The sequence below is a fragment of the Staphylococcus sp. HMSC061G12 genome, from assembly GCF_001838465.1.
Lineage (GTDB): Bacteria > Bacillota > Bacilli > Staphylococcales > Staphylococcaceae > Staphylococcus > Staphylococcus simulans.
This window is the reverse complement of record NZ_KV837047.1, coordinates 1-21729: the sequence shown is the minus strand read 5'-3', so window position 1 is coordinate 21729 and position 21729 is coordinate 1. Positions and strand designations below refer to the sequence as shown.

Sequence of the window (21729 nt, the reverse complement as noted above, 5' to 3'; positions counted from 1 at the left end):
GCATGCGTTTTGAATCGATTCTATTTTATACGTATGAAACAGCATTTAAGCATCAGATTAAAACGCCTAAAGTCACTCTAGAAACAAGAAAAGTCTTAGTGATCGGATTGAAAAATGAGCACGGACAAACATATTTCGGCGAATGTAATGCCTTTGAAACAGATTGGTATGATAAAGAGACAATAGAGAGTGTGTATGAAACATTGAAACAATGGTTTAATACAGTCCTCAAAGATAAAGAGATAGAAACCTTTGATGAAGCTAAAGTATTGTTGAACCACTTGAATCACGCACCTGCAGCGAGAAGTACTGTTGCGATGGCGTTATATCAAGTTTTCCATCATCTTCCTTCATTCGAGGTTCAGTATGGTGCAACGATAAGTGGTTTATCAACTGAAAATTATCAGCAACTATTAGAAACAAAACCAAAGCGTATTAAATTAAAGTGGTCGCCAAAAGTTATTGCTGACATCGAACAGCTACAAAATTTACCATTTAACCCATGGATAGCATTAGATGCGAATGAATCTTTAACGGATCAAGATACAGCAACTTTAAAAAAAGTTCAAAACCTTGAAGATATCTTGTATATCGAGGAGCCTTTTAAGGATTTAGAAATGTTGAAAACCTTATCTCCAAAAGTTATCCCACCTGTAGCAATAGATGAGAAAGCAAGAGATGTCTCAAGCATTTTAACCTTGATTGAACAATATCCGATTGATACAGTGATTTTAAAGCCTTTCAGACTTGGCGGCATAGATAAAATATTTGATGCGATAGACAGCTTGCATCGACAAAACATTAAAGTAGTGATCGGCGGTATGTATGAATATGGATTAAGCCGCTATTTTACTGCTTATCTAAGTCAGTATGCTGACTATCCAGGGGATGTAACGCCTTATGGCTATTATTTTGATCAGGAGTTTACACAAGAAAACGGCATATTAAAAAGGGGACACTTATACTTTGCGCCCCCTGAAATTGATGTGGATCAATTAAAAATTTATTCATGATGATGGTGATGATGACAATGTTGATGTTTGTCATGCTTTAATGGCACTGGGTCAAATCCACCTTTATGAAGCGGATGACATTTTGAAATGCGTTTGATACCAAGCCATGTTCCTTTGATTGGGCCATGGATTTCAATAGCTTCTTTTGTATAGTTTGAACATGTAGGGTAGAAGCGGCATGTAGGAGGTGTCAACGGTGAAATAAAATGTTGATATATCCATATTAAGCCGAGTAATAGCTTCTTCAAATTAATCCCTCCAACTGATTTGTCTCAATTCGTAACGAATCTATTTTAGCATATATAATAAAAGGATGTGATAGAACGTGATTATACATGATCAATTTGATAAAGAAATTCGGTTGAACTTTACACAACCACAAGATAAACCAAATGGGGAACACGTTCTTGCGATCGCATTTCTCAATGATAGTTATCTTTTAACTAGACATAAAAAAAGAGGGATAGAATTTCCAGGTGGAAAAATAGAACAGGGTGAAAGTAGCGAAGCAGCAATTGTTCGTGAAGTCTATGAAGAAACTGGCGGGATTGTTGCTGAGATGACGTACGTTGCGCAATATACCGTATTTCACCCAGAAGGGACGAAATGGTTTACGAAAGATGTCTTTGCGGTACAAGTAGACACTTTAGAAAGTAAAGACGATTATTTAGAAACGGCAGGCCCTGTGACGTGTAAACATTTAGATGAAATTTCGGATGAAGAAAAGAGTTTCTTATTAGAAGACGAAGCGATATTAAAATGTGTAGAAAGAGTGATAGAACGTGGACTTTATCAAAAGAAAGAGGATGCCGATTGATCTCACAACCCATCGTGGTGAAGAAGTAACTTACCTTGTAGATGATTTACGAGTCAAAGGACTTATGATTACACCTAAACAGTCTGTAAAGCGCATTGTAGTCTATTTACGTGGCGGTAAAGGAAAAGTAGGGCGTGTCAGAACTGGACGTTTATTACAGTTTGCGAATGATCATACGTTAGTTTTCGGACCTTACTATCGCGGTAACAATGGCAGTGAAGGCAGAGATGAATTCAGTGGTGATGATTTGCATGATGTGACACAAGCGATCCGTATATTAAAAATATTATATCCAGAAGCTTTTGTGCATATAATTGGTTTCTCTCGAGGTGGATTACAAGGATTATTAACATTCCAAGATTTACCAGCAGACAGCTATATTACTTGGGGCGGCGTATCTGACTTGCATTTGATGTATGAAGAGCGAGTGGATTTAAGAGGGATGTTACGTCGTATGGTAGGGCATCCTAAAAAAGATTTAGCTGCTTATCAAGAAAGAGAAGCTTTACAATATATTGACGCAAATAGTCCACCGATTTTAATTATTCATGGCGGTGAAGATATTCAAGTTGGTATCCATCAAGCTTATTATTTAAAAAATTACTTGAAAAAAATCGGACATCGTTATCAAACGTATTATCAACCTAAGGAAGGACATATTCCGAGACCGAAAGCATTAAAACAAGTATTACAAGTGATACATCAATGGATGGACGATGTTGAAGCAAAAAAGATATAAAAATTCCGAGAAAGGGGTGACCTCTCTCGGAATTTTTTATTTCTATATTTAATTAGGCTTGGAATCCGCCTTTTTCAGCGATTTCATCGTTCTCTTCACCGAATTTCTTAAAGTTTTCAACGAAACGTGATTTCAAGTCTTCAGCTTGTTCACGGTATGCGTCTTTATCACTCCAAGCGTTGATTGGTTGTAGAATTGAATTTGGTACATCTTCAATTTCAGTTGGAATACTTAAACCGAATGCTTCATCTTTTTCGAATGCAGCATCTTTTAAGTCGCCTTTAATCGCAGCGTCTACCATGCGACGTGTATATTTAAGGCTGATTCGACGACCTACGCCGTATTTTCCACCAGTCCAGCCTGTATTCACTAAGTAAACATCCACATCGTGTTTATCGATTAATTCACCTAATAATTCTGCATAAACTTTAGGGTTTAATGGCAAGAACGGTGCACCAAAGCAAGTTGAGAATGAAGGAACTGGTTCGGTAATACCACGTTCAGTACCTGCAAGCTTAGATGTGAAACCACTTAAGAAGTGATACAGTGCTTGTGCTTTGTTTAATTTAGAGATTGGCGGTAACACACCAAATGCATCTGCAGTAAGGAAGATGATTGTATTTGGGTGTGCAGCTTTAGATGGTTTAGCAATGTTTTTAATGTAATCAATCGGATAAGCAGCACGTGTATTTTCAGTGTGCTCGTTATCATCGAAATCAACTGAACCATCATCAGCAACGACTACGTTTTCTAAAATTGTACCGTAGCGGATTGCGTTGAAAATTTCAGGTTCTTTCGTTTTTGAAAGGTTGATTGCTTTAGCGTAGCAGCCGCCTTCAATGTTGAAAATACCATTTTGGTTCCAACCGTGTTCATCATCTCCGATTAATTTACGGTCAGGTGCTGCAGATAATGTTGTTTTACCAGTTCCTGATAAACCAAAGAATAAAGCAACATCACCTTTTTCGCCAACGTTGGCTGAGCAATGCATACTCATGATGTCTTGTTGTGGTAATAAATAGTTCATGACTGAGAAAATACCTTTTTTCATTTCACCCGCATATTCAGTTCCCCCGATTAAGATAACGCGGTGTTTGAATGAAACAATCACGAATGTTTCTGATTTTGTACCATCTACTTCAGGATTAGCTTTGAAGTGTGGTGCTGAAACAATTGTGAAGTTTGGTTTGATTTTTTGAGCTTCTTCTTTTGAAGAAGGGCGGATGAACATATTTTTCGCGAATAAATTATGCCATGCCATTTCGTTCACTACTGTTAAACGTAGTTGTGTATCTTCGTCGCTGCCTGCATAACCATTGAAGACATAAAGTTCATCTTTTTGATCTAAATAGTCTAAAACTTTGTCGTAAAGTCTTAAGAATGTATCTTCTTCAATAGGTTGGTTGATTGAACCCCAGTCAATCGTATCTCTATAAGAAGGTTCATTTACAATAAATTTGTCTTTAGGTGAACGTCCAGTGTATTGACCTGTCAGTGCATTGATAGCCCCAAGCTCTGTCAGTTCCCCTTCGTTGTTGTCCAAAATCTTGTTGTACAATTGTGTAGTTGTGAGTTGGAAAAGTGATGAAGACTTTCCAATCAAATGATCCAACTTATTACGGTTAGTTTGTGCATCTACTGCCATTTTAAAAACCCCTCCAGCGCGTAAGTATTGTTAATAATTGTAAGCCTTTACATTTTCATAGTATAACATAATATGCCGATTATTCCATAACAGATTTAAGATTTTAGACATATAGAATTGACAAGCCTAAAGAGTTTGGGTAGTATTGTGATTAACGGATTCTCTTATCCTGAGTGGCGGAGGGACATGGACCCAAAGAAGCCCAGCAACCTCTCCTTATCGGAGAAAGGTGCCAAACCGTTTGCAAATGTCATTAAAGATGTTTGAACGATAAGAGCGAAAGGACGTTTAAGGGCTTTCTCTCTATGTTTATATAGTTTGAAAGTCCTTTTTTATTTGAGCTCGTAGATAGAGAATTTTCGTAATCAAAATCAAAAGGAGTCAGTTATGTCGAATAATAGAAAATTGTTTACGTCAGAATCTGTTACAGAAGGGCATCCTGATAAAATAGCGGACCAAATTTCAGACGCTATTCTGGATGAATTATTAAAGAAAGATCCGGATGCAAGAGTAGCTTGCGAAACAGTAGTCACTACGGGAATGGCTATGATTGTCGGAGAAATTTCTACAGCAACTTATGTTGATTTTCCTAAGGTTGTCCGTGATACAGTAGCAGAAATCGGTTATACGAGAGCGAAATATGGTTATGATAGTCAAACAATGGCTGTGATGTCAGCAATTGATGAGCAATCACCAGATATCGCACAAGCAGTAGACACTGCTTTAGAATATAGAAATGAAATTACGGAAGAGGAAATTGAAAGTACAGGTGCAGGTGACCAAGGTTTAATGTTTGGTTATGCGACGAATGAAACAGATACGTATATGCCGACACCTATTTACTTCTCACACCAACTTGCGAAACGTTTATCAGATGTCAGAAAAGATGGTACATTAACTTACTTAAGACCAGACGGTAAAGTACAAGTTACTGTTGAGTATGATGAAAATGATAAACCAGCACGTATTGATACGATTGTTATTTCAACACAACATGCTGAAGATGCGTCATTAGATCAAATTCAACGTGATATCAGAACACATGTGATTAATCCAATCGTACCAGCTGAGTTATTAGATGAAGAAACTAAATTCTTCATTAATCCGACAGGTCGTTTTGTGATTGGCGGACCTCAAGGTGACGCTGGTTTAACAGGACGTAAGATTATTGTAGATACTTATGGTGGTCTTGCACGTCATGGCGGTGGTTGCTTCAGTGGTAAAGATCCTACAAAAGTAGACCGTTCAGCAGCATATGCAGCACGTTATGTGGCTAAAAATATTGTTGCAGCAGGATTAGCAGATAAATGTGAAGTACAACTTGCATACGCTATCGGTGTAGCAGAACCTGTATCTATTTCAATTGATACATTTGGAACTGGTAAAGTTTCTGAAGGACAATTGGTAGAAGCGGTAAGAGCTAACTTTGACTTGCGTCCAGCAGGTATCATTAAAATGTTAGACTTAAAACGTCCTATTTATAAACAAACAGCAGCTTATGGTCACTTTGGCCGTACGGATGTTGCTTTACCATGGGAACGTGTAGATAAAGTAGATGCATTAAAAGAAGCTGTTCAAGCATAACTATACAGTTTTTGAATTTGTGACATTTTATTATCGATACATTCGATATTTTCCTTTATAATTGGGAGTAAGATATGTAAAGGAGCGGAATATGTTATGGGACCATTAGAAATTGGTTTGATTGCAGCAATTGTCGTCGCTGTTATCTTCTTTGTCTTATTCTTAGTTGTCTTAAACAGTAAGAAAAAGGCTAAGTTGAAAGCAGAGGAACAATATGAGGCAAAAGAAAGAAGTATAAAAGAAAATTATGAAGACGAGCTTGAAAAAGAACGCGTCGAACATAAAAAAGCGGTCACAAAACAACGCGCTGATTTCGATGAAACAGTGACAGCAAAAGATCGTGAAATCGATGCGCTGAAGCTCTTCTCGAAAAATCATAGTGAGTATGTGACAGACATGCGTTTAATCGGTATCAGAGATCGTTTGGTTAAAGAAAAACGTATTCGACCAGAAGATATGCATATTATGGCGAATATCTTCTTACCTAAAAATGATTTTAATGCGATTGATCGTATCAGTCATTTAGTCTTAACACGTACAGGCTTATACATTATCGATTCTCAATTACTTAAAGGACATGTTTATAATGGCATCAGTCAAGAACAATTCGGTACATTACCAACCATTGAACAAGTCTTTGATGTGTTGGATTTAGATAAACGTCATCCTCAAACATTAGTGTTAGATGAAAATGATGATAAGCAATCAGCTTCATTTGTAAACTACTCAAATCAATTAAAAGAAGTTGAGCACTTAGCAGATACATTGAAGCGCGAATTGAATTTGAAATATACACCAATGGCATTACTTTATTTCAATCCTAAAAATGAAGGTGCAGTGACAATTTCAAATTACGCACAAACAACAAATACTAAAGTACTAGTTGGACCAGAACAATTAGATGAATACTTTAATAAATTCGTTTTCCATGGACGTATTCAATATAATGTTGAAGACTTACAACGTGTTATGGAAGAAATTGAATCATTTAATTAATACAATATGCACTGTTGACTGTAATTTTACAGTTAGCAGTGCATTTTTAATTCAAAATGTTTTACAGTTTTATTCATTGTGCATAGCATAAAGGTAAAGCAACAATGCAAGGAGAGAGAAAAATGAATACATTTATGCTATATAATGGACAAACGATGCCGCAGTTGGGACTTGGCACATATAGAATTGAAAATAATGACGAATTAGCACAACGAGTATCATTTGCGATAGAACACGGTTATCGCAGTATAGATACAGCTGCACGCTATGGAAATGAAGAAAAAGTAGGAGAAGGCATTAAAAAGGGTATTCAAGCCGCTGGCATACACCGCTCAGATTTATTCATTACCTCAAAACTATGGTTAGATGATTACGGCAGAATGAATGTAGAAGAAGCTTATCAACGAACTTTAGATAAACTTGATTTAGATTATTTAGATTTATATTTAATGCATTGGCCTGGCTCTAATGAAGAAGAAATGATTGATACATGGAAAGGCATGGAAGATTTATTAAAACAAAATAAAGTTAAAAATATTGGTGTCAGCAACTTTCAACCGCATCATTTAGAAAGTTTGTTGTCACATGCATCGATTAAACCAGTGATTAATCAAATAGAATTTCATCCTTATTTAACACAAAATGATTTAAGGTTGTATCTTAAAGCGCAACGTATTCAAGCAGAAGCTTGGTCACCATTTATGAATGGAGACATCTTAAAAGATGAAACAATTCAAGCTATCGCTGAAGAAGTAGAGAAGTCGCCTGCGCAAGTTGTATTGAGATGGCATATTCAACATGATGTTATTGTGATTCCTAAATCCATTACACCTTCACGCATTAAAGAAAATATCAACGTGTTTGACTTTGAGCTTTCCGACGACCAAATGAAACGCATAGATCAATTAAATCAAAATAAAAGTATAGACGCAGATGTACCATCTTATAAATCATATTAATCAAAAAGAAGCGTTACCCTTTACAGTGAGTTGTAAAAGATAACGCTTCTTTTATACGATAACATAACCGATTAGGCATGCGATAAAGCATAATCCATATTGTAAAAAGCTATACGCAATAAAAAGCATACGTTGTGACTTAGTGGTCAACATATTGGTTAATTCCAGTGATAGGGTAGAGAATGTAGTTAAACCACCTAAAAATCCTACAATAATCAATGGAGACAACCAAGCTTGTGCAATTGCGATACCTGATAGCAAGCTGATTAAGAAACTGCCTACTAAGTTGACAATAAGCGTTGCTACTGGCAGCTGAGTAGATAGTTTTGAACAGCTATTTGTGACAGCTGCACGGACTACAGCGCCTAAACCGCCACCAAACATTACTAATAAAAGGTTACTCATGACTTAAGGCACCTCCAGCTTTACTACCGATATAGCATACTGCTAAACCAAGAATATAGCTTGAAATCGCGTAGACAAAAAGTAAAATATATTGCTGATGTTCAAACATTTTTACCAGTTCAAATTGAAATGTAGAGAACGTGGTTAATGCACCTAAAAATCCAGTTGTAATTCCTTTTTTGAGTAAAGGATTAGATTTAAAAGTTTGAATCACCAAGGCGGAGACTAAACCCATAAAAAAGGCGCCCGCTAAGTTAGCAATAAAAGTGCCAATCGGAAACCCTTGGCCATGATTTAATTGTGAAAAGATAAATCGCAGCAAGGCACCTAGTGCGCCTCCTACGAACACATATAAATACTGCAAAATATCGCCTCGTTACATTTTTAATATATAAATAATGCTACTGTTATAGTGGGTTGTCAATTAAAATTTAATCATACCAAATGAGATTAAAGAAGTAACGATATGAATAACAATCACTATAAATAAGATGATAGGTAATATTTTACTGGCTTTACGAATCCAATCTGTACGTTCTTTTGAATGTTTAATAGATTTATCTGCTAAAATGATCGCAATAATTAGGATAATTGCATTAACAACACTGCTTGTAATTATTTTTTTCGCAATTGAATGAAACTGCTCGTTTAACAGTGGATTATACATGTTAAAGTTAAAACTGATGATAATAAGGATTATAGTAAGGTAAAAATAAAGTTTTGACCGTGACATGATGACCTCCGTTTCTGTACATTCTTTTATAATATCATAAAATTTTAGAGGGTTGTGGTTTCTTTTTTAAACCTTTATTAACAATTCTGCTGTGAGTTAATCAATCGCGATTTAAACGGGGGAATGTTATAATCAAGTTACTTTAGACAGCATTGAAAGTTAACAGTAATAAGGAGGCACTTATTTTATGGTAAAAGCAGATTTGAATGTAGAAGTATTTGCGGATGGTGCAGATATTGAAGAAATGAAAAAAGCTTACAAAAATAACGAGGTAGACGGTTTCACAACAAACCCGAGCTTAATGGCTAAAGCAGGTGTTACAGATTATAAAGCATTCGCTGAGGAAGCTGTGAAAGAAATTCCAGATGCTTCAATTTCATTTGAAGTATTTGCGGATGATTTAGAAACAATGGAAAAAGAAGCGGAAATTTTAAAACAATATGGTAAAAATGTTTTCGTTAAAATTCCAATTGTGAATACAAAAGGTGAGTCTACAATTCCTTTAATTAAAAGATTATCAGCTGACGGCGTACAATTAAACGTAACTGCAGTATACACTTTAGAACAAGTTAAAGAAATTACAGATGCAGTCACAGAAGGTGTTCCAACTTATGTTTCTGTCTTTGCAGGACGTATTGCGGATACTGGTGTGGATCCATTACCACTAATGAAAGAATCTGTAGAAGTAACACATTCTAAAAAAGGCGTAAAATTATTATGGGCAAGTTGCCGTGAATTATTTAATGTCATTCAAGCAGATGAAATTGGTGCAGATATTATCACATGCCCAGCAGGCGTTATCAGCAAAATTCCAAATATCGGCAGAGATATCAATGAATTATCAGTAGATACTGTTGAAGGATTTGCGAAAGATATTCAAAAATCAGGACTTTCAATTCTATAATTAAATGAGAAATCTAGTATCATGATAATTGATTCTAGTATAAAATAAAGGCAGAAATAATCTTTACCAAGGTATCAGTCCTTATCGTAAAGTTATTTCTGCCTCTTTTTAAAATTTTACCGGGCAGGTGTATAGATGTCGTGAAAAAAGAGCAATTTGAAACAAAAGTAAAAAAGCAACTTTGGTTCCTAAATAAGAAAGAAAAAGATCAGTTGAGCCAAGTTTTAAAGGATTTGGAAAACGATCAGACTGCTACATTAACTTATAAACAGCCTATCAAGTTTTCAAATCAATTTTTAAGAACGCATATCTTTAAAAAGCGTCATCAAGGGACAGCCTCACTATTCTTAATTATTGTTGGGATGCTACTTATCAATGCATTATTACTAGGTTTATTTTTATTTGGTTTACTAACGAGTTTAAGTGTCGTTCAATATTTTGTAAATCCACAAGTCGATTTATCACTTGTACAATTAGCATTAATTCTAATAGGTGGCATTATATCGCTAATCGTCGCAAGTATTTTAATGAAAATCGTTACAGCATTCTTTACAAAAAAGTTGTTAGAAAATCGCTTTAATCAGCGTCATGAAAAGTCATAAAATGTAAGAAGATACATTCTAACCACTTACGATGCACAAATGAGTAATGGGCGTTTACGACTAACTGCACACCATTTTTAAAGATCAGTCTTGTCGTATAGCGTTCTTGTTTTAGACCTATGATTTCCAAACCATTTACAAAGTATTGGATAGGTGCACGTTTATTCTGTATAGGGAATAAAATGGTTTGTTGATTCACGATTAATGGCAAGTGTTTACGAATATTGAGCATTTGTTTCAATTCATATGATGCATATTTAGATTGAGGTGATTCACGTCTTAATAATGCATTCATATAAGATTTTAATGGTACTTTCGTTAAACCATGAAACATGTTGTAAACACATTCTATTTGGAAAGTGTGATGAGGGTAGAAAGTGAAATATAAAATTCTTGGACGTTCACAAACAACCATTATGACATCTCTCCTTTAAGAAAGTGTTTTAAAGGTGCAAGTTTATGGCGAACTTGCATTTGATACTTTCTGATTGTAGTCGCTGACTTCTTCATCAAAGTTTGTATTTCGAACTGTTTATAACCACATAATTTTAAATTCAACCACATGCGTTCATAGTCATTAAGCAGCAAGTAATATTCAGATGCGATCAACTGCGTGAGATAATTGTAATCTGAGTAATCACTTGTATCTTTAATATCGGAGATGATTGCTTGATTACTCTCTTCTAAAACTTTACTTTTCTTTCTAAATAAATCGATGAGATAGTAGTTCAGCCTTTGAAATAAATAAACGCTCATGCTATTATGAATGGACGTATCAAATTGTCGTAATAATGACCACATTTTGATGGATAAAAGTTGGGCATATTCGTCAATATCATACTTAATATTATATCTTTTTAATAAAGCATAAATGATACCCTGGTGTCGGATGATTAATGTCTCTGTGTTCATCACTCCACACTTTCAATCTTTGTACATAACATATTATTTCTGGTTGGTTTGAGTTTAACGAAGCGGATTAATTCTTTCATTTGCTAAATGTACAAAATAGGTGTTAAATAGAAGGGTAGAATTAAATAATTTAACAAAATAAATTGTAGTTTTCGACATAATAAGCATGATTAAACATAATTTACTAATAGATGGGAGGATTCCATGGATTACGCACACTTGAATTTAGAACACTTTTTCGCACGCCATGATGAATTGGATATGATTAAAGATAGTTCAGATTTTGTAATGATTAATAATATGACAAATGAAATGATGTATCGTGATGGCAAAATTGAAGGTACAATCGATTTGAACCGTTACTACTATAAGAATAGATCAGAAGCAGCTAGTTTTATAATTATGGAGTACAAACGTCCGGAATAATTAAAAACGAAAGCTAGTATTCGCCTGTTTATTACAGAAATGTCTGTAGATAAATAGGCTGTTTTTTATTTGAAGGATGTTATTTTGCACGAATCATGTACTGAGGTTATAGAAATGTTATTGAAAGAATACAGCAATATTACATTCTGACTTCAAGCACGTTCTATGGAATAAGATATGATAGAATGGTGGTTGGATAACTCTAAATTGTGATACACTGCAAAAAGTGTTAAGATTTAGAATCAAAACGAAATAATTTTTAAGTGTTATAAAACCGTAGGAACTATGGGGATAGCTCGGTAGGAAATAAATCAGTCATCATGAATGCGCCGAGAAGCTTCAACACCGTGTTACATAGTGTTAAGCAGTTCACTTTAACTTGACCTAAGAGGTGTAATTATGACGAAACACAAGAAAGGCTCTATCTTCGCAATTATAGGGCTGCTTGTTATTTTGGCTGTGACAGGTTATATTTTCTTTTCTATGATTTCCGACCAAATATTGTTTAAACATGTTAAAAAAGAAGAAACAGTTGAACATTTGGACGTAACTCTGAATCAAGCAGCTAAAAAACAAATTAATAACTATACAAGCCAACAAGTTTCCGACAAAAATGATAGATGGCATGATGCTACAGGAACAGAGATCAAGAAAGCCATGGACAGTGAAAAATTTATCGATGATAAAACTCAAAAGTATCAATTCTTAGATTTATCTAAATATCAAGGTATCGATAAAAATAGAATCAAACGTATGCTTGCTGACAGACCTACATTATTAGCACATACTGAAGACTTTATTCATGCAGCTAAAAAACGACAAGTAAATGAAGTATACTTAATTTCACATGCTATCTTGGAAACAGGTGCTGTAAAAAGTGAATTATCAAAAGGTGTAGAAATTGATGGTAAAAAATACTACAACTTCTATGGTGTCGGCGCATTAGATGAAGACCCGATTAAAACGGGTGCTGAATATGCTAAAAAGCATGGTTGGGATACACCAGAAAAAGCGATTGATGGTGGTGCAGAATTTATTCATAAGCACTTCTTATCAAATCCAGATCAAAATACGTTATATAGTATGAGATGGAATCCTAAGAATCCTGGTGAACACCAATATGCAACAGATATCAAATGGGCAGAAAGCAACGCATCACTTATTGCAGATTTCTATAAAAAGATTAATACTGAAGGTAAATACTACAAGTTATTTGTTTATAAAGATGACAAAGAACATCAATAATAATTCAATATAATATATAGTTTAAAGCGAAATGATTAAATGAATGTGATTTAATTGTTTCGCTTTATTTTTGTTTGTTGCATAATAGAAGGTGAAGCAATAAACAGGGTAGTTATGTAGGAAGAGTAGGAGGTTATTTGTATGCGTGTTGCAATAATCGGAATGGGCACTGCAGGTGTCAGTATTTTAAGACAATTAGAACAACACCCATATTTCAAAGAACTAGACATTGATGTTTATGACAATGCTAAAAATATGGGACAAGGTGTACCATTTCAAAATGACAGCTCACAATTACTAATTAATTTACCAAGTAAGGATATGTCATTAAATTCTAAAGATCAGGAAGAATTCTATCGTTGGTATCAACAACAAAATGATTTTAAATTTGAGAATGCGACTTATTTACCAAGATTTGTCTTTGGACATTATATGAAAAGTTACCTCGATAAATTTAATGACATGTATGACAATATTCATATTATTACTGAAAAAGCGACTGAAATGTACTTGGAAAAGGGTTTTGAAAAAGATGCGCATATTCAATACTTTATTTGTACCAATCATGAACAAGAGGCATGTCGTCAATATGACTATGTCTTTTTGACAGTCGGTACGATGGCGTATCATGACCCATACCAGTTAAAAGGATTAAAAGGATTTATTAAATCACCTTATCCCACATATGAAACATTAAATACAGTGGAAGATACGGATGATATCGCAGTAATCGGAACAGGTTTATCTAGTCTGGATGTTATTCGTTATGTTGTGAAGCATCATCCTAACTTACCATTGACGGCTGTGAGTCGACGTGGAGAGTTGCCGAGTGTCAGAGGAGAAATGCCAGAAATTACATTAAAGTATCTAACTAAAGAAAACTTTAATCAGATTATTAAATCTCATTTTGGTGTAGTTCCACTAGAGACTGCTATTCATCTCTTTAAGCAAGAGTGTGAGGATTTGAATATCCCGCTTCAACAGCTTATCAATAGAAAAGTCGGCGACCCAATTAAAGATTTAAAATATGATTTAGCTCACCCAGAAATATTAGGTGTATTCCAAAGTTTATTAGAAACGATAAAAGAAAATATGAACTGGATTTGGAATAGTTTAAGCATTGAAGATCAAAGGGAGTTTATGAAACGCTACATGCCGATTTTAAAAGTGAATTCCAACCCAATGCCGCCACGCACAGCACGTTTGCTTATAGAAGAGATAGAAGCGGGACACTTGTTAATCAAAAAAGATTTAGAAAAAGTTGTACAAGAAAATGATACCTTTGTTTTCAAATATAAAGATTCAAACGAAACTGAACAATATAATGTTGTGATTAATGCGACTGGACCTAGAACACAATTAAAAGATTTAGATGAAGATGACGGCTTTTTAATTGATATTGCGAATAGACAAATTGTGCAAGCGCATCCGATGGGCGGCATTCAAATTGTGCCTGAAACAAATCAAGTCATCAGCCCGAGATACGGAACACTGCCACACTTAATTGCGATTGGTCAGATTACCAATGGCATCAACCAAGCACGAAATGGTGTCAATATGATTGTGCGTCAATCTGTACAAGCGGTTAATAGTTTATATGAATTTCATTCGGAGAATAGATAATCATTAAGTAATAATTATTGTCAGTTAAATTAAAATAAGCTATGATAAATATATGAGCAAAGTATTGCTCGTTCGATTCAGAAACAATTTCATAATATTCTTTCGGGGCAGGGTGCAATTCCCAACCGGCAGTAAAAACATAAGCCTGCGACCTGTACTCTATTTTAGAGTATGGCTGATCTAGTGTGAATCTAGAGCCGACAGTGAAAGTCTGGATGGGAGAAAGAATCAAGACGTCATTAAATATGATTTAAAACGCGTATTTAAGTGAAGTCTAGTTTGTGTTAGCAATTTTTAACATGGGTGGACTCTGTTTAAATACGGTGATGATACATTTTTCCGTTGCCTCTTTAGTTAGGTGACGGAATTTTTTTATTTTAATGAGGTGATTGTTTGAATCGATTTTTACAAAATGCGATTGCATTAGCAAAAATGGCTGAAGGCCAAACGGGTGTGAACCCTGCTGTTGGTTCTGTCGTGGTTAAAGAAGGCAGAATTGTCGGTTTAGGTGCGCATTTAAAACAAGGTGAACGTCATGCGGAAGTACAAGCCTTAGATATGGCAGGTGCAGATGCAGAAGGCGCAACGATTTATGTTTCGCTTGAACCTTGCACACACTTTGGTTCTACACCGCCTTGCGTCAATAAAATCATTGAAGCAGGTATTTCAAAAGTTGTATATGCGATGAAAGATATAACTTTAGATTCACCTGGTGATGAGATTTTAACTGAAGCAGGTATAGAAGTGGAATATCAGCATGATGCACAAGCAGAAGCTATGTATACAGATTTTTTCAAAGCTAAACAAGCACAGATACCTGAAGTAACTTTAAAGGTGAGTGTCAGTTTAGATGGAAAGCAAGCGACAGATAACGGTCAAAGTAAATGGATTTCAAATCCAGGTGTGAAACAGGATGTGTTTAAACATCGAGCAAGACATGATGCTATTCTAACCGGTGCAGGTACTGTACAAGCTGACAATCCGAGTTTAACGGTAAGGTTAGAAGGAGAAAGACAGCCTGTACGTGTGGTGTTAGCGAGGAGCGGTCATTTGGATTTCACACAAACTTTATTTACTGATCAACAGACACCTGTGCTTGTGTATACAGAAAATACACAATTAAAAACAAAAGAGCATGGGTCTAATATTCAAATCATTGTATTAGATGATTGTTCTATTGAAACTATTTTAAAAGATTTATATCAAAGAGGTATCGGCTCAGTCTATGTAGAAGCTGGACCTAAAGTGACTTCACAATTTCTCCAATCACAGTGTGTCCAAACACTGATTATTTACTACGCCCCGAAAGTAATTGGAGGTTCTGGCAAGTATCAGTTTTATCAAACTGACAATGTACTTCCTTTAGAACAAACTCCTCAATTTGAAATTGACCATTCTGAAATCATCGATCAAAATATCAAAGTTGTATTAAGAAAGAAGTGATTTCATGTTTACCGGTATTGTAGAAGAAATCGGTACGGTTGATCGCCTTGTGACAGAACAAAATGTCATAAAACTCTCGATAGCATGTGAAACAATTTTAGAAGATATGCATATCGGCGATTCAATCAGTGTCAATGGTGCATGTTTAACAGTAACTTCCTTTAATCAGAAATCCTTTGATGTGAATGTTATCAAAGGTACAGAAAATAAAACGTATCTCAATCAACTGACTAAAGGCAGCTCGGTCAATCTTGAACGTGCTATGCCGAGTCAGGGCAGATTTGGTGGCCATTTTGTGTTAGGTCATGTCGATGAAGTCGGAAAAGTACTAAAAATCAGACCGTCATCTAATTCTAATATCATGACCATACAATGTCCTAAATCTATTACTGACCAAATGGTTCAACAAGGTTCAATCACGGTTGATGGAACAAGTTTAACGATTTTCAGATTAGCAGAAGGCCAATTTGATATTCATTTAATTCCAGAAACAAAACGCGCAACGATTTTAGGTCAAAAGCGTGTCGGTGATACCGTGCATTTAGAAGCGGATATGTTATTTAAATATGTACAAAAAGCAATTTCAAATCAAAATACTGAATTAACGCCAGATAAATTAGCGCAATTCGGATTCTAAGAGGAGTGTTCAGAAATGCAATTTGATGATATCGAAAGTGCAGTTGAAGCACTAAAACAAGGTGAAAGTATTATTGTTGTGGATAATGAAGACCGAGAAAATGAAGGGGACTTAGTAGCTGTAACGGAATTGATGAATGAAAATACAGTCAATTTTATGGCACGAGAAGCACGTGGTTTAATTTGTGCACCTCTAGCTCCTTCTATCGCACGCTCATTAAATTTAGAGCCGATGGTTAAAGATAACAGCGATGCATTTGGTACAGCATTTACTGAAAGTATTGATCATATCGATACTACGACAGGTATCTGCGCTGCTGAGAGAATGCTGACAGCTAGAGCTTTGATTAATGATGAGAGTACAAGTGCAGATTTTAATCGACCAGGTCATTTATTTCCATTGATTGCTAGAATCGGCGGGGTTCTAGTACGTCCAGGACATACGGAAGCGGCTGTAGATTTAGCAAGTATGACAGGCTCAAAACCAGCAGGTCTCATTTGTGAAATCATGAATGAAGACGGCACAATGGCTAAAGGTGAGCAACTCCAAGCATTTAAAGAAAAACATCAATTAAAAATGATTACCATTGAATCTTTAATTCATTACCGTAAATTGCATGAACAGCACATGCATGCAAAAGCTAAAGTAAAACTACCTACAGATTTCGGTACATTTGATATGTATGGATTTGAATCAGATTATTCACATGATGAAATTGTAGTAATTGTTAAAGGTGACATTCAAAACGTAGAAAATGTACGTATTCATTCATCTTGTCTGACAGGTGATATTTTCCATAGTCAACGTTGCGACTGTGGTGCTCAATTAGAAGCAGCAATGAAATACATCGATGAACACAACGGTATGGTGATTTACTTACCACAAGAAGGTCGAGGCATTGGCTTAATTAATAAACTGAAAGCCTATGAACTGATTGAACAAGGTCACGATACAGTCACTGCGAATTTAGCATTAGGTTTTGAAGAAGATTTACGAGATTATTATCATGCTGCTGAAATTTTAAAACACTTCGGCATTGAAAAAGTGAACTTGTTAAGTAATAACCCAGAAAAATTCAAAGGGTTAAAACATTATGGTATTGAAGTTGAAAAGCGAATTGAACTGATTGTACCTGAATGTAGTCACAATCATGATTATATGCAAACGAAAAAAGAAAAAATGGGACACATGATTTAATAAATTTTAACGATATTATTGGAGGAATTAACATGAACTTTGAAGGTAAACTATTAGGTAAAGATTTAAAAATCGGTATTGTTGTGAGTCGTTTTAATGATTTTATTACAGGTCGCTTATTAGAAGGGGCTAAAGATGTATTAGTCCGTCATGAAGTAGAAAATGATAATATTGATGTAGCATATGTACCAGGTGCATTTGAAATTCCACTAGCTGCTAAAAAATTAGCAGAAACAAATAAGTATGATGCAGTGATTACATTGGGTTGTGTCATTCGCGGAGCAACATCTCATTATGATTATGTATGTAATGAAGTTGCAAAAGGCGTATCAAAAGTGAGTGATACAGCAGGCTTGCCAGTAATCTTCGGTGTACTAACAACTGAGACAATTGAACAAGCAATCGAACGAGCAGGTACAAAAGCAGGCAATAAAGGTGCAGAATCAGCAATGGCTGCAATTGAAATGGCAAACTTATTAAAATCAATTCAATAAGTGTTTTTGAATTAAAAAAACAGACAAAAGGCAAGGCCGATAGTGGTCTTGCCTTTTTCATGAATACAGTATTTACTTACGTTTCTTTAAGCCTTTGAGACCGAAACTTAAACCAATAACTGCGGCAATTGCGCCAGCGCCTACAGCAAGTGTTTTAGGTTTCACAAATTCTTTGACAGCTAAATTTAAATTTTGCGGACGTTCAGCTAAACGTCGCATAAAGTATCCGAACCAATCTTCGCCAAATGGAACATAGATACAGAAATGATAACCGTCTTCGGCAATTTCATAAGCTAACTCTGAACGGAAACCATACAACATTTGAAATTCGAAATTATCACGATCTATGTTGTTCTCTTTAACGAATTTTTTAACATGATCAATGATTTTGTGGTCATGTGTAGCGATAGATGTAAAATTCTTCGCACTTTTCAGTCTTTTTTCGATAAGCTTAATGTAATTCTCATCGATGTCCTCTTTAGTTTGGTAGGCGATAGACGCATTTTCTTTATAAGCACCTTTGACTAAACGTAATCGAATGTGCGGGTAATCTTCAATCATATTGTCGGCTGAATATAAATAAGCTTGAACTACTGTTCCGATGTTATCATAATCTTTTGATAATTCATCCAATACATAGAGGATATTTGATAAGCCTGCATATTTCTCGGTATCAATATTGATATGAATATTACCAAGTGACTTTGCTTTTTCTACAATTTCTCTTAAGTTCTGTTCTGCCAAATCTACATCGAACTCTGCGCCTAATTGACTGATTTTAAGAGAAATATGTGCGTCTAAATTGTTGTCGTAAATTGCTTGTAGTACAGTTAAAATAATTTTCTTTTCTTTAATACTTTGTTCTTTTGAATCTACAAATTCACCAAGACAATCGACAGTCACCGTAATCCCCTTATCATTAAGTGTTTGGATTGTCTTAATAACTTCATCAATCGAGTTACCAACAACTACTTTACTGGCACCTAACATAGGTCCGTATTTTCGTGCTGCTTGGTTCAAAAAAGTGTTATTTGATAAACTGATAAAAAAATCTTTGACTAATGGCATGTAAATTCCTCCCATACAACTCTGTTAAAAATAGTGTATCATGTTTCATAAATGTATGAAAACGTTAACAATATACAAATATACTTATTTATTTATAAATAACACGAATAGTAAATTATGTAATTGATATGAGAAAAGAACACAATACTAAAAAGGTTATCCTTAATTCCGTTGAGTATATATGTCAGTTCTAAATAGATTTTAATCGGTTCGTTTTGATACAATAATAGTAATTAATTCAGTAGAAGGGTAGTCGTTGATATGTGGAAGTGGGAAACAGAAAGTGAAGCAAAAGGTGTCATAGTTATTGCTCATAATATATTAGAACATACAGGCAGATATGCCTATGTGATTACATCACTCAGACGAAATGGATATCATGTGATTATGGGTGATTTGCCTGGACAAGGCCAAACTTCAAGATCTAATAAAGGTCAAATCGACAACTTTGAAGTCTATCACGAACATATCTTGGAATGGTTGAGAATAGCGAGTGAATATAAATTACCTACATTTTTAATGGGTGTCGGCTTAGGCGGTTTGATTACATTAAATTTAATGGAAAGAACTGAGTTGCCGATTGAAGGTATTATTTTACTTTCGCCATTAGTTGCGTTTAAGACAAATGCTAAAACTCGCAAAAATCTATTTACATCTAATATTGGTGCAGGCGTTAAAGATATGCGCTTTAATGTAGGCATTGAACCAGAGCATTTAACAAGAAATGAAGAAGTTATAAGAGAAACTAAAGAAGATGGTTTGATGCTGACAAAAGTATCTTACCATTGGTATAAAGAAGTTGTTCATGTCATGAAAAAGACTTTAGAACATTTAGAAGACATCCAAAGTATCCCAATGTGCTTAATGTATGGGAAAGAAGATCAAATTTTAGACACCGATGCGATTGTAGAAATCAAAAAACGTGTAAAAACAGACGAACTTTATTATAAAGCATGGGAAGGACTCTACCATGAAATTCATAATGAACCAGAGCGTCCGCTAGTCATGCGTTATATCCTTAGTTATTTAAATAACAAAGTCAATGCATTAGGTTTTATACCAAATGACATTGATGATCAAATTGAAATTTAATCAAAAAGGCGCTGTAATAACCTTTACCATTACAGCGTCTTTTGTATTGTCGGTAAATGTTTACAATGTGTAAAATTTCCAAGCATTTCGCATTGATTTTATAGGCTGAAATTGGTATCTTGTATATGTGAAATAAATCACATAGAAGCGATTCTAAATTGGAGAGGGTAAGTAATATGAGTAATGTAAAAGCGAATAAAGTAGTTTTAGTAGGCGATGGTGCAGTAGGTTCTAGTTATGCATTCGCTATGGTAGCACAAGGTGTTGCTGATCAATTAGTAATTATTGATTTAGTAGAAGAAAAAGTAAAAGGCGATGTACTAGACTTAAACCATGGTATGCCTTATGGTGAATCACCATCTATCGTTACAGCAGGTTCATATGCTGATTGTTCAGATGCTGATTTAGTTGTTATCACTGCAGGTGCACCCCAAAAACCTGGTGAAACACGCTTAGATTTAGTAGAAAAAAATACTAAAATCTTCAAATCAATTGTGGGTCAAATTATGGACAGCGGTTTTGATGGTATTTTCTTAATTGCTGCTAACCCAGTAGATGTGCTTACTTATGTCACTAAAAAAGTTTCTGGTTTACCAAAAGAACGTGTTATCGGTTCTGGTACAATTCTAGATACAGCACGTTTCAAATATGAATTAGGTGCAGAATTCGGTGTAGCACCTGAAAGTGTTAATGCTAGCATTATTGGTGAACATGGTGATTCAGAATTAGCAGTATGGTCACAAGCAAGTATTGCAGGTCAAAATTTATATGATATTTTAAATGGTGATCCTGAACGTGCAAAACGTATTGAAGAAATCTTCTTAAATACACGTGATGCAGCTTATGACATCATTAAAGCTAAAGGCGCAACTTATTATGGTATCGCAATGGGCTTATTACACATTTCTAAAGCCATTTTACGTAACCAAAATCTTGTATTAACAGTTTCAAGTTACTTAGAAGGTGAATACGGTCATAAAGATGTTTACATCGGTGTACCAACACTTGTAAACCGTGCAGGTGCAGTGAAAATTTATGAAACACCTTTAAATGAAAGAGAAACTAAAGAGTTTAGCCACTCTGTAGAAGTATTAAAAGAAACAACTAAAAGTGTAGATAAATTATTTAACTAAATTTAAATACAACAAGAGCAGCTATCGCATTGATATGCTCCCCCTATAGTAGACACTAAAAA

The 21729-nt window shown here is 35.0% G+C and carries 25 protein-coding genes and 2 riboswitches; of the genes, 17 read left to right on the top strand and 8 right to left on the bottom strand.

Features of this window, described 5'->3' with window-relative positions:
- Positions 1-2 precede the first annotated feature (2 nt).
- Positions 3-1013 carry an o-succinylbenzoate synthase gene (gene menC, locus HMPREF2937_RS03910; protein WP_070864072.1) on the top strand — a complete coding sequence of 337 codons (1011 nt, stop codon included), beginning with the start codon at positions 3-5 and terminating at the stop codon, positions 1011-1013.
- Here the strand turns inward: menC and yidD are convergent.
- Positions 1004-1261 carry a membrane protein insertion efficiency factor YidD gene (gene yidD, locus HMPREF2937_RS03905; RefSeq protein WP_002481260.1) on the bottom strand — a complete coding sequence of 86 codons (258 nt, stop codon included), beginning with the start codon at positions 1259-1261 and terminating at the stop codon, positions 1004-1006. The two genes, menC and yidD, sit on opposite strands and share 10 nt — an antisense overlap.
- Positions 1262-1338: 77 nt before the next feature.
- Between yidD and ytkD the strand changes: the two genes are divergently transcribed.
- Together ytkD and HMPREF2937_RS03895 are read left to right on the top strand one after the other, a co-directional pair.
- Complete coding sequence (gene ytkD / locus HMPREF2937_RS03900; protein ID WP_070864071.1) at positions 1339-1830, top strand: RNA deprotection pyrophosphohydrolase; 492 nt, start codon at positions 1339-1341, stop codon at positions 1828-1830.
- Positions 1796-2569, top strand: coding sequence for an alpha/beta hydrolase family protein (locus tag HMPREF2937_RS03895; RefSeq protein WP_070864070.1), 774 nt, complete (start codon positions 1796-1798; stop codon positions 2567-2569). The genes ytkD and HMPREF2937_RS03895 overlap by 35 nt, the downstream gene beginning before the upstream one ends.
- A 52-nt stretch (positions 2570-2621) precedes the next feature.
- Here the strand turns inward: HMPREF2937_RS03895 and pckA are convergent, their stop codons facing one another.
- Positions 2622-4214 carry a phosphoenolpyruvate carboxykinase (ATP) gene (gene pckA, locus HMPREF2937_RS03890; protein WP_002481257.1) on the bottom strand — a complete coding sequence of 531 codons (1593 nt, stop codon included), beginning with the start codon at positions 4212-4214 and terminating at the stop codon, positions 2622-2624.
- Between the two features lie 161 nt (positions 4215-4375).
- Positions 4376-4491: riboswitch (SAM riboswitch) on the top strand.
- A gap of 110 nt (positions 4492-4601) precedes the next feature.
- Here pckA and metK point away from each other — a divergent pair.
- The 3 genes from metK to HMPREF2937_RS03875 all read left to right on the top strand — a co-directional run bounded on the left by metK (position 4602) and on the right by HMPREF2937_RS03875 (position 7753).
- Complete coding sequence (gene metK / locus HMPREF2937_RS03885) at positions 4602-5798, top strand: methionine adenosyltransferase (protein ID WP_023016236.1); 1197 nt, start codon at positions 4602-4604, stop codon at positions 5796-5798.
- A gap of 96 nt (positions 5799-5894) precedes the next feature.
- Entirely contained in the window at positions 5895-6794 is a 900-nt protein-coding gene (locus HMPREF2937_RS03880) for an NERD domain-containing protein (protein WP_002481255.1), read from the top strand.
- 122 nt (positions 6795-6916) lie between these two features.
- Positions 6917-7753, top strand: coding sequence for an aldo/keto reductase (locus tag HMPREF2937_RS03875; protein ID WP_070864069.1), 837 nt, complete (start codon positions 6917-6919; stop codon positions 7751-7753).
- Positions 7754-7804: 51 nt separating this feature from the next.
- On the opposite strand, the gene HMPREF2937_RS03870 is transcribed toward HMPREF2937_RS03875, so the two are convergent.
- Genes HMPREF2937_RS03870 through HMPREF2937_RS03860 form a run of 3 tightly spaced genes read right to left on the bottom strand, consistent with a single transcriptional unit; the run spans position 7805 to position 8891 of the window.
- Positions 7805-8158: a fluoride efflux transporter FluC gene (locus HMPREF2937_RS03870; RefSeq protein WP_070864068.1), complete on the bottom strand. Its 354-nt coding sequence runs from the start codon at positions 8156-8158 to the stop codon at positions 7805-7807.
- A complete protein-coding gene (gene crcB, locus HMPREF2937_RS03865; protein WP_060804834.1) occupies positions 8151-8522 on the bottom strand; it encodes a fluoride efflux transporter CrcB in 372 nt (123 codons plus the stop codon). The genes HMPREF2937_RS03870 and crcB overlap by 8 nt, the downstream gene beginning before the upstream one ends.
- A 60-nt stretch (positions 8523-8582) precedes the next feature.
- Positions 8583-8891 (bottom strand): hypothetical protein, encoded by a 309-nt coding sequence (locus HMPREF2937_RS03860; RefSeq protein ID WP_002481251.1) that lies wholly within the window; start codon positions 8889-8891, stop codon positions 8583-8585.
- Positions 8892-9078: 187 nt separating this feature from the next.
- Between HMPREF2937_RS03860 and HMPREF2937_RS03855 the strand changes: the two genes are divergently transcribed.
- Positions 9079-9795, top strand: coding sequence for a transaldolase (locus HMPREF2937_RS03855; RefSeq protein WP_002481250.1), 717 nt, complete (start codon positions 9079-9081; stop codon positions 9793-9795).
- 140 nt (positions 9796-9935) lie between these two features.
- Positions 9936-10397, top strand: coding sequence for a hypothetical protein (locus HMPREF2937_RS03850; RefSeq protein WP_070864067.1), 462 nt, complete (start codon positions 9936-9938; stop codon positions 10395-10397).
- Here the strand turns inward: HMPREF2937_RS03850 and HMPREF2937_RS03845 are convergent.
- Both HMPREF2937_RS03845 and HMPREF2937_RS03840 read right to left on the bottom strand, forming a co-directional pair.
- Positions 10372-10812: a hypothetical protein gene (locus HMPREF2937_RS03845; protein WP_070848402.1), complete on the bottom strand. Its 441-nt coding sequence runs from the start codon at positions 10810-10812 to the stop codon at positions 10372-10374. The genes HMPREF2937_RS03850 and HMPREF2937_RS03845 overlap by 26 nt on opposite strands.
- Positions 10812-11309 carry a sigma factor gene (locus HMPREF2937_RS03840; RefSeq protein ID WP_070864066.1) on the bottom strand — a complete coding sequence of 166 codons (498 nt, stop codon included), beginning with the start codon at positions 11307-11309 and terminating at the stop codon, positions 10812-10814. The genes HMPREF2937_RS03845 and HMPREF2937_RS03840 overlap by 1 nt, the downstream gene beginning before the upstream one ends.
- A gap of 204 nt (positions 11310-11513) precedes the next feature.
- On the opposite strand from HMPREF2937_RS03840, the gene HMPREF2937_RS03835 reads away from it, so the two are divergent.
- The 7 genes from HMPREF2937_RS03835 to ribE all read left to right on the top strand — a co-directional run bounded on the left by HMPREF2937_RS03835 (position 11514) and on the right by ribE (position 18374).
- Positions 11514-11735 (top strand): hypothetical protein, encoded by a 222-nt coding sequence (locus HMPREF2937_RS03835; RefSeq protein WP_023016000.1) that lies wholly within the window; start codon positions 11514-11516, stop codon positions 11733-11735.
- Between the two features lie 399 nt (positions 11736-12134).
- Entirely contained in the window at positions 12135-12980 is an 846-nt protein-coding gene (locus HMPREF2937_RS03830; protein ID WP_002481245.1) for a peptidoglycan release complex glucosaminidase SagB, read from the top strand.
- Positions 12981-13121: 141 nt separating this feature from the next.
- A complete protein-coding gene (locus HMPREF2937_RS03825) occupies positions 13122-14603 on the top strand; it encodes an FAD/NAD(P)-binding protein (protein WP_070864065.1) in 1482 nt (493 codons plus the stop codon).
- A gap of 94 nt (positions 14604-14697) precedes the next feature.
- Positions 14698-14834, top strand: a riboswitch (FMN riboswitch).
- Between the two features lie 162 nt (positions 14835-14996).
- The gene (gene ribD / locus HMPREF2937_RS03820; protein WP_070848400.1) at positions 14997-16046 is read left to right on the top strand and encodes a bifunctional diaminohydroxyphosphoribosylaminopyrimidine deaminase/5-amino-6-(5-phosphoribosylamino)uracil reductase RibD; all 1050 of its coding nucleotides are present in this window, start codon (positions 14997-14999) and stop codon (positions 16044-16046) included.
- Positions 16047-16050: 4 nt separating this feature from the next.
- Positions 16051-16683, top strand: coding sequence for a riboflavin synthase (locus HMPREF2937_RS03815; protein ID WP_057509781.1), 633 nt, complete (start codon positions 16051-16053; stop codon positions 16681-16683).
- A gap of 15 nt (positions 16684-16698) precedes the next feature.
- Positions 16699-17880: a bifunctional 3,4-dihydroxy-2-butanone-4-phosphate synthase/GTP cyclohydrolase II gene (locus tag HMPREF2937_RS03810; protein ID WP_070864064.1), complete on the top strand. Its 1182-nt coding sequence runs from the start codon at positions 16699-16701 to the stop codon at positions 17878-17880.
- Between the two features lie 32 nt (positions 17881-17912).
- Complete coding sequence (gene ribE / locus HMPREF2937_RS03805) at positions 17913-18374, top strand: 6,7-dimethyl-8-ribityllumazine synthase (RefSeq protein ID WP_070626312.1); 462 nt, start codon at positions 17913-17915, stop codon at positions 18372-18374.
- A 72-nt stretch (positions 18375-18446) separates the two neighbouring features.
- Here the strand turns inward: ribE and HMPREF2937_RS03800 are convergent, their stop codons facing one another.
- The gene (locus HMPREF2937_RS03800) at positions 18447-19442 is read right to left on the bottom strand and encodes a proline dehydrogenase family protein (protein ID WP_070864063.1); all 996 of its coding nucleotides are present in this window, start codon (positions 19440-19442) and stop codon (positions 18447-18449) included.
- 261 nt (positions 19443-19703) lie between these two features.
- On the opposite strand from HMPREF2937_RS03800, the gene HMPREF2937_RS03795 reads away from it, so the two are divergent.
- Together HMPREF2937_RS03795 and HMPREF2937_RS03790 are read left to right on the top strand one after the other, a co-directional pair.
- Positions 19704-20534 (top strand): alpha/beta fold hydrolase, encoded by an 831-nt coding sequence (locus HMPREF2937_RS03795; protein ID WP_002481238.1) that lies wholly within the window; start codon positions 19704-19706, stop codon positions 20532-20534.
- A gap of 176 nt (positions 20535-20710) precedes the next feature.
- Positions 20711-21667 carry an L-lactate dehydrogenase gene (locus HMPREF2937_RS03790; RefSeq protein WP_002481237.1) on the top strand — a complete coding sequence of 319 codons (957 nt, stop codon included), beginning with the start codon at positions 20711-20713 and terminating at the stop codon, positions 21665-21667.
- Positions 21668-21729: the final 62 nt, after the last annotated feature.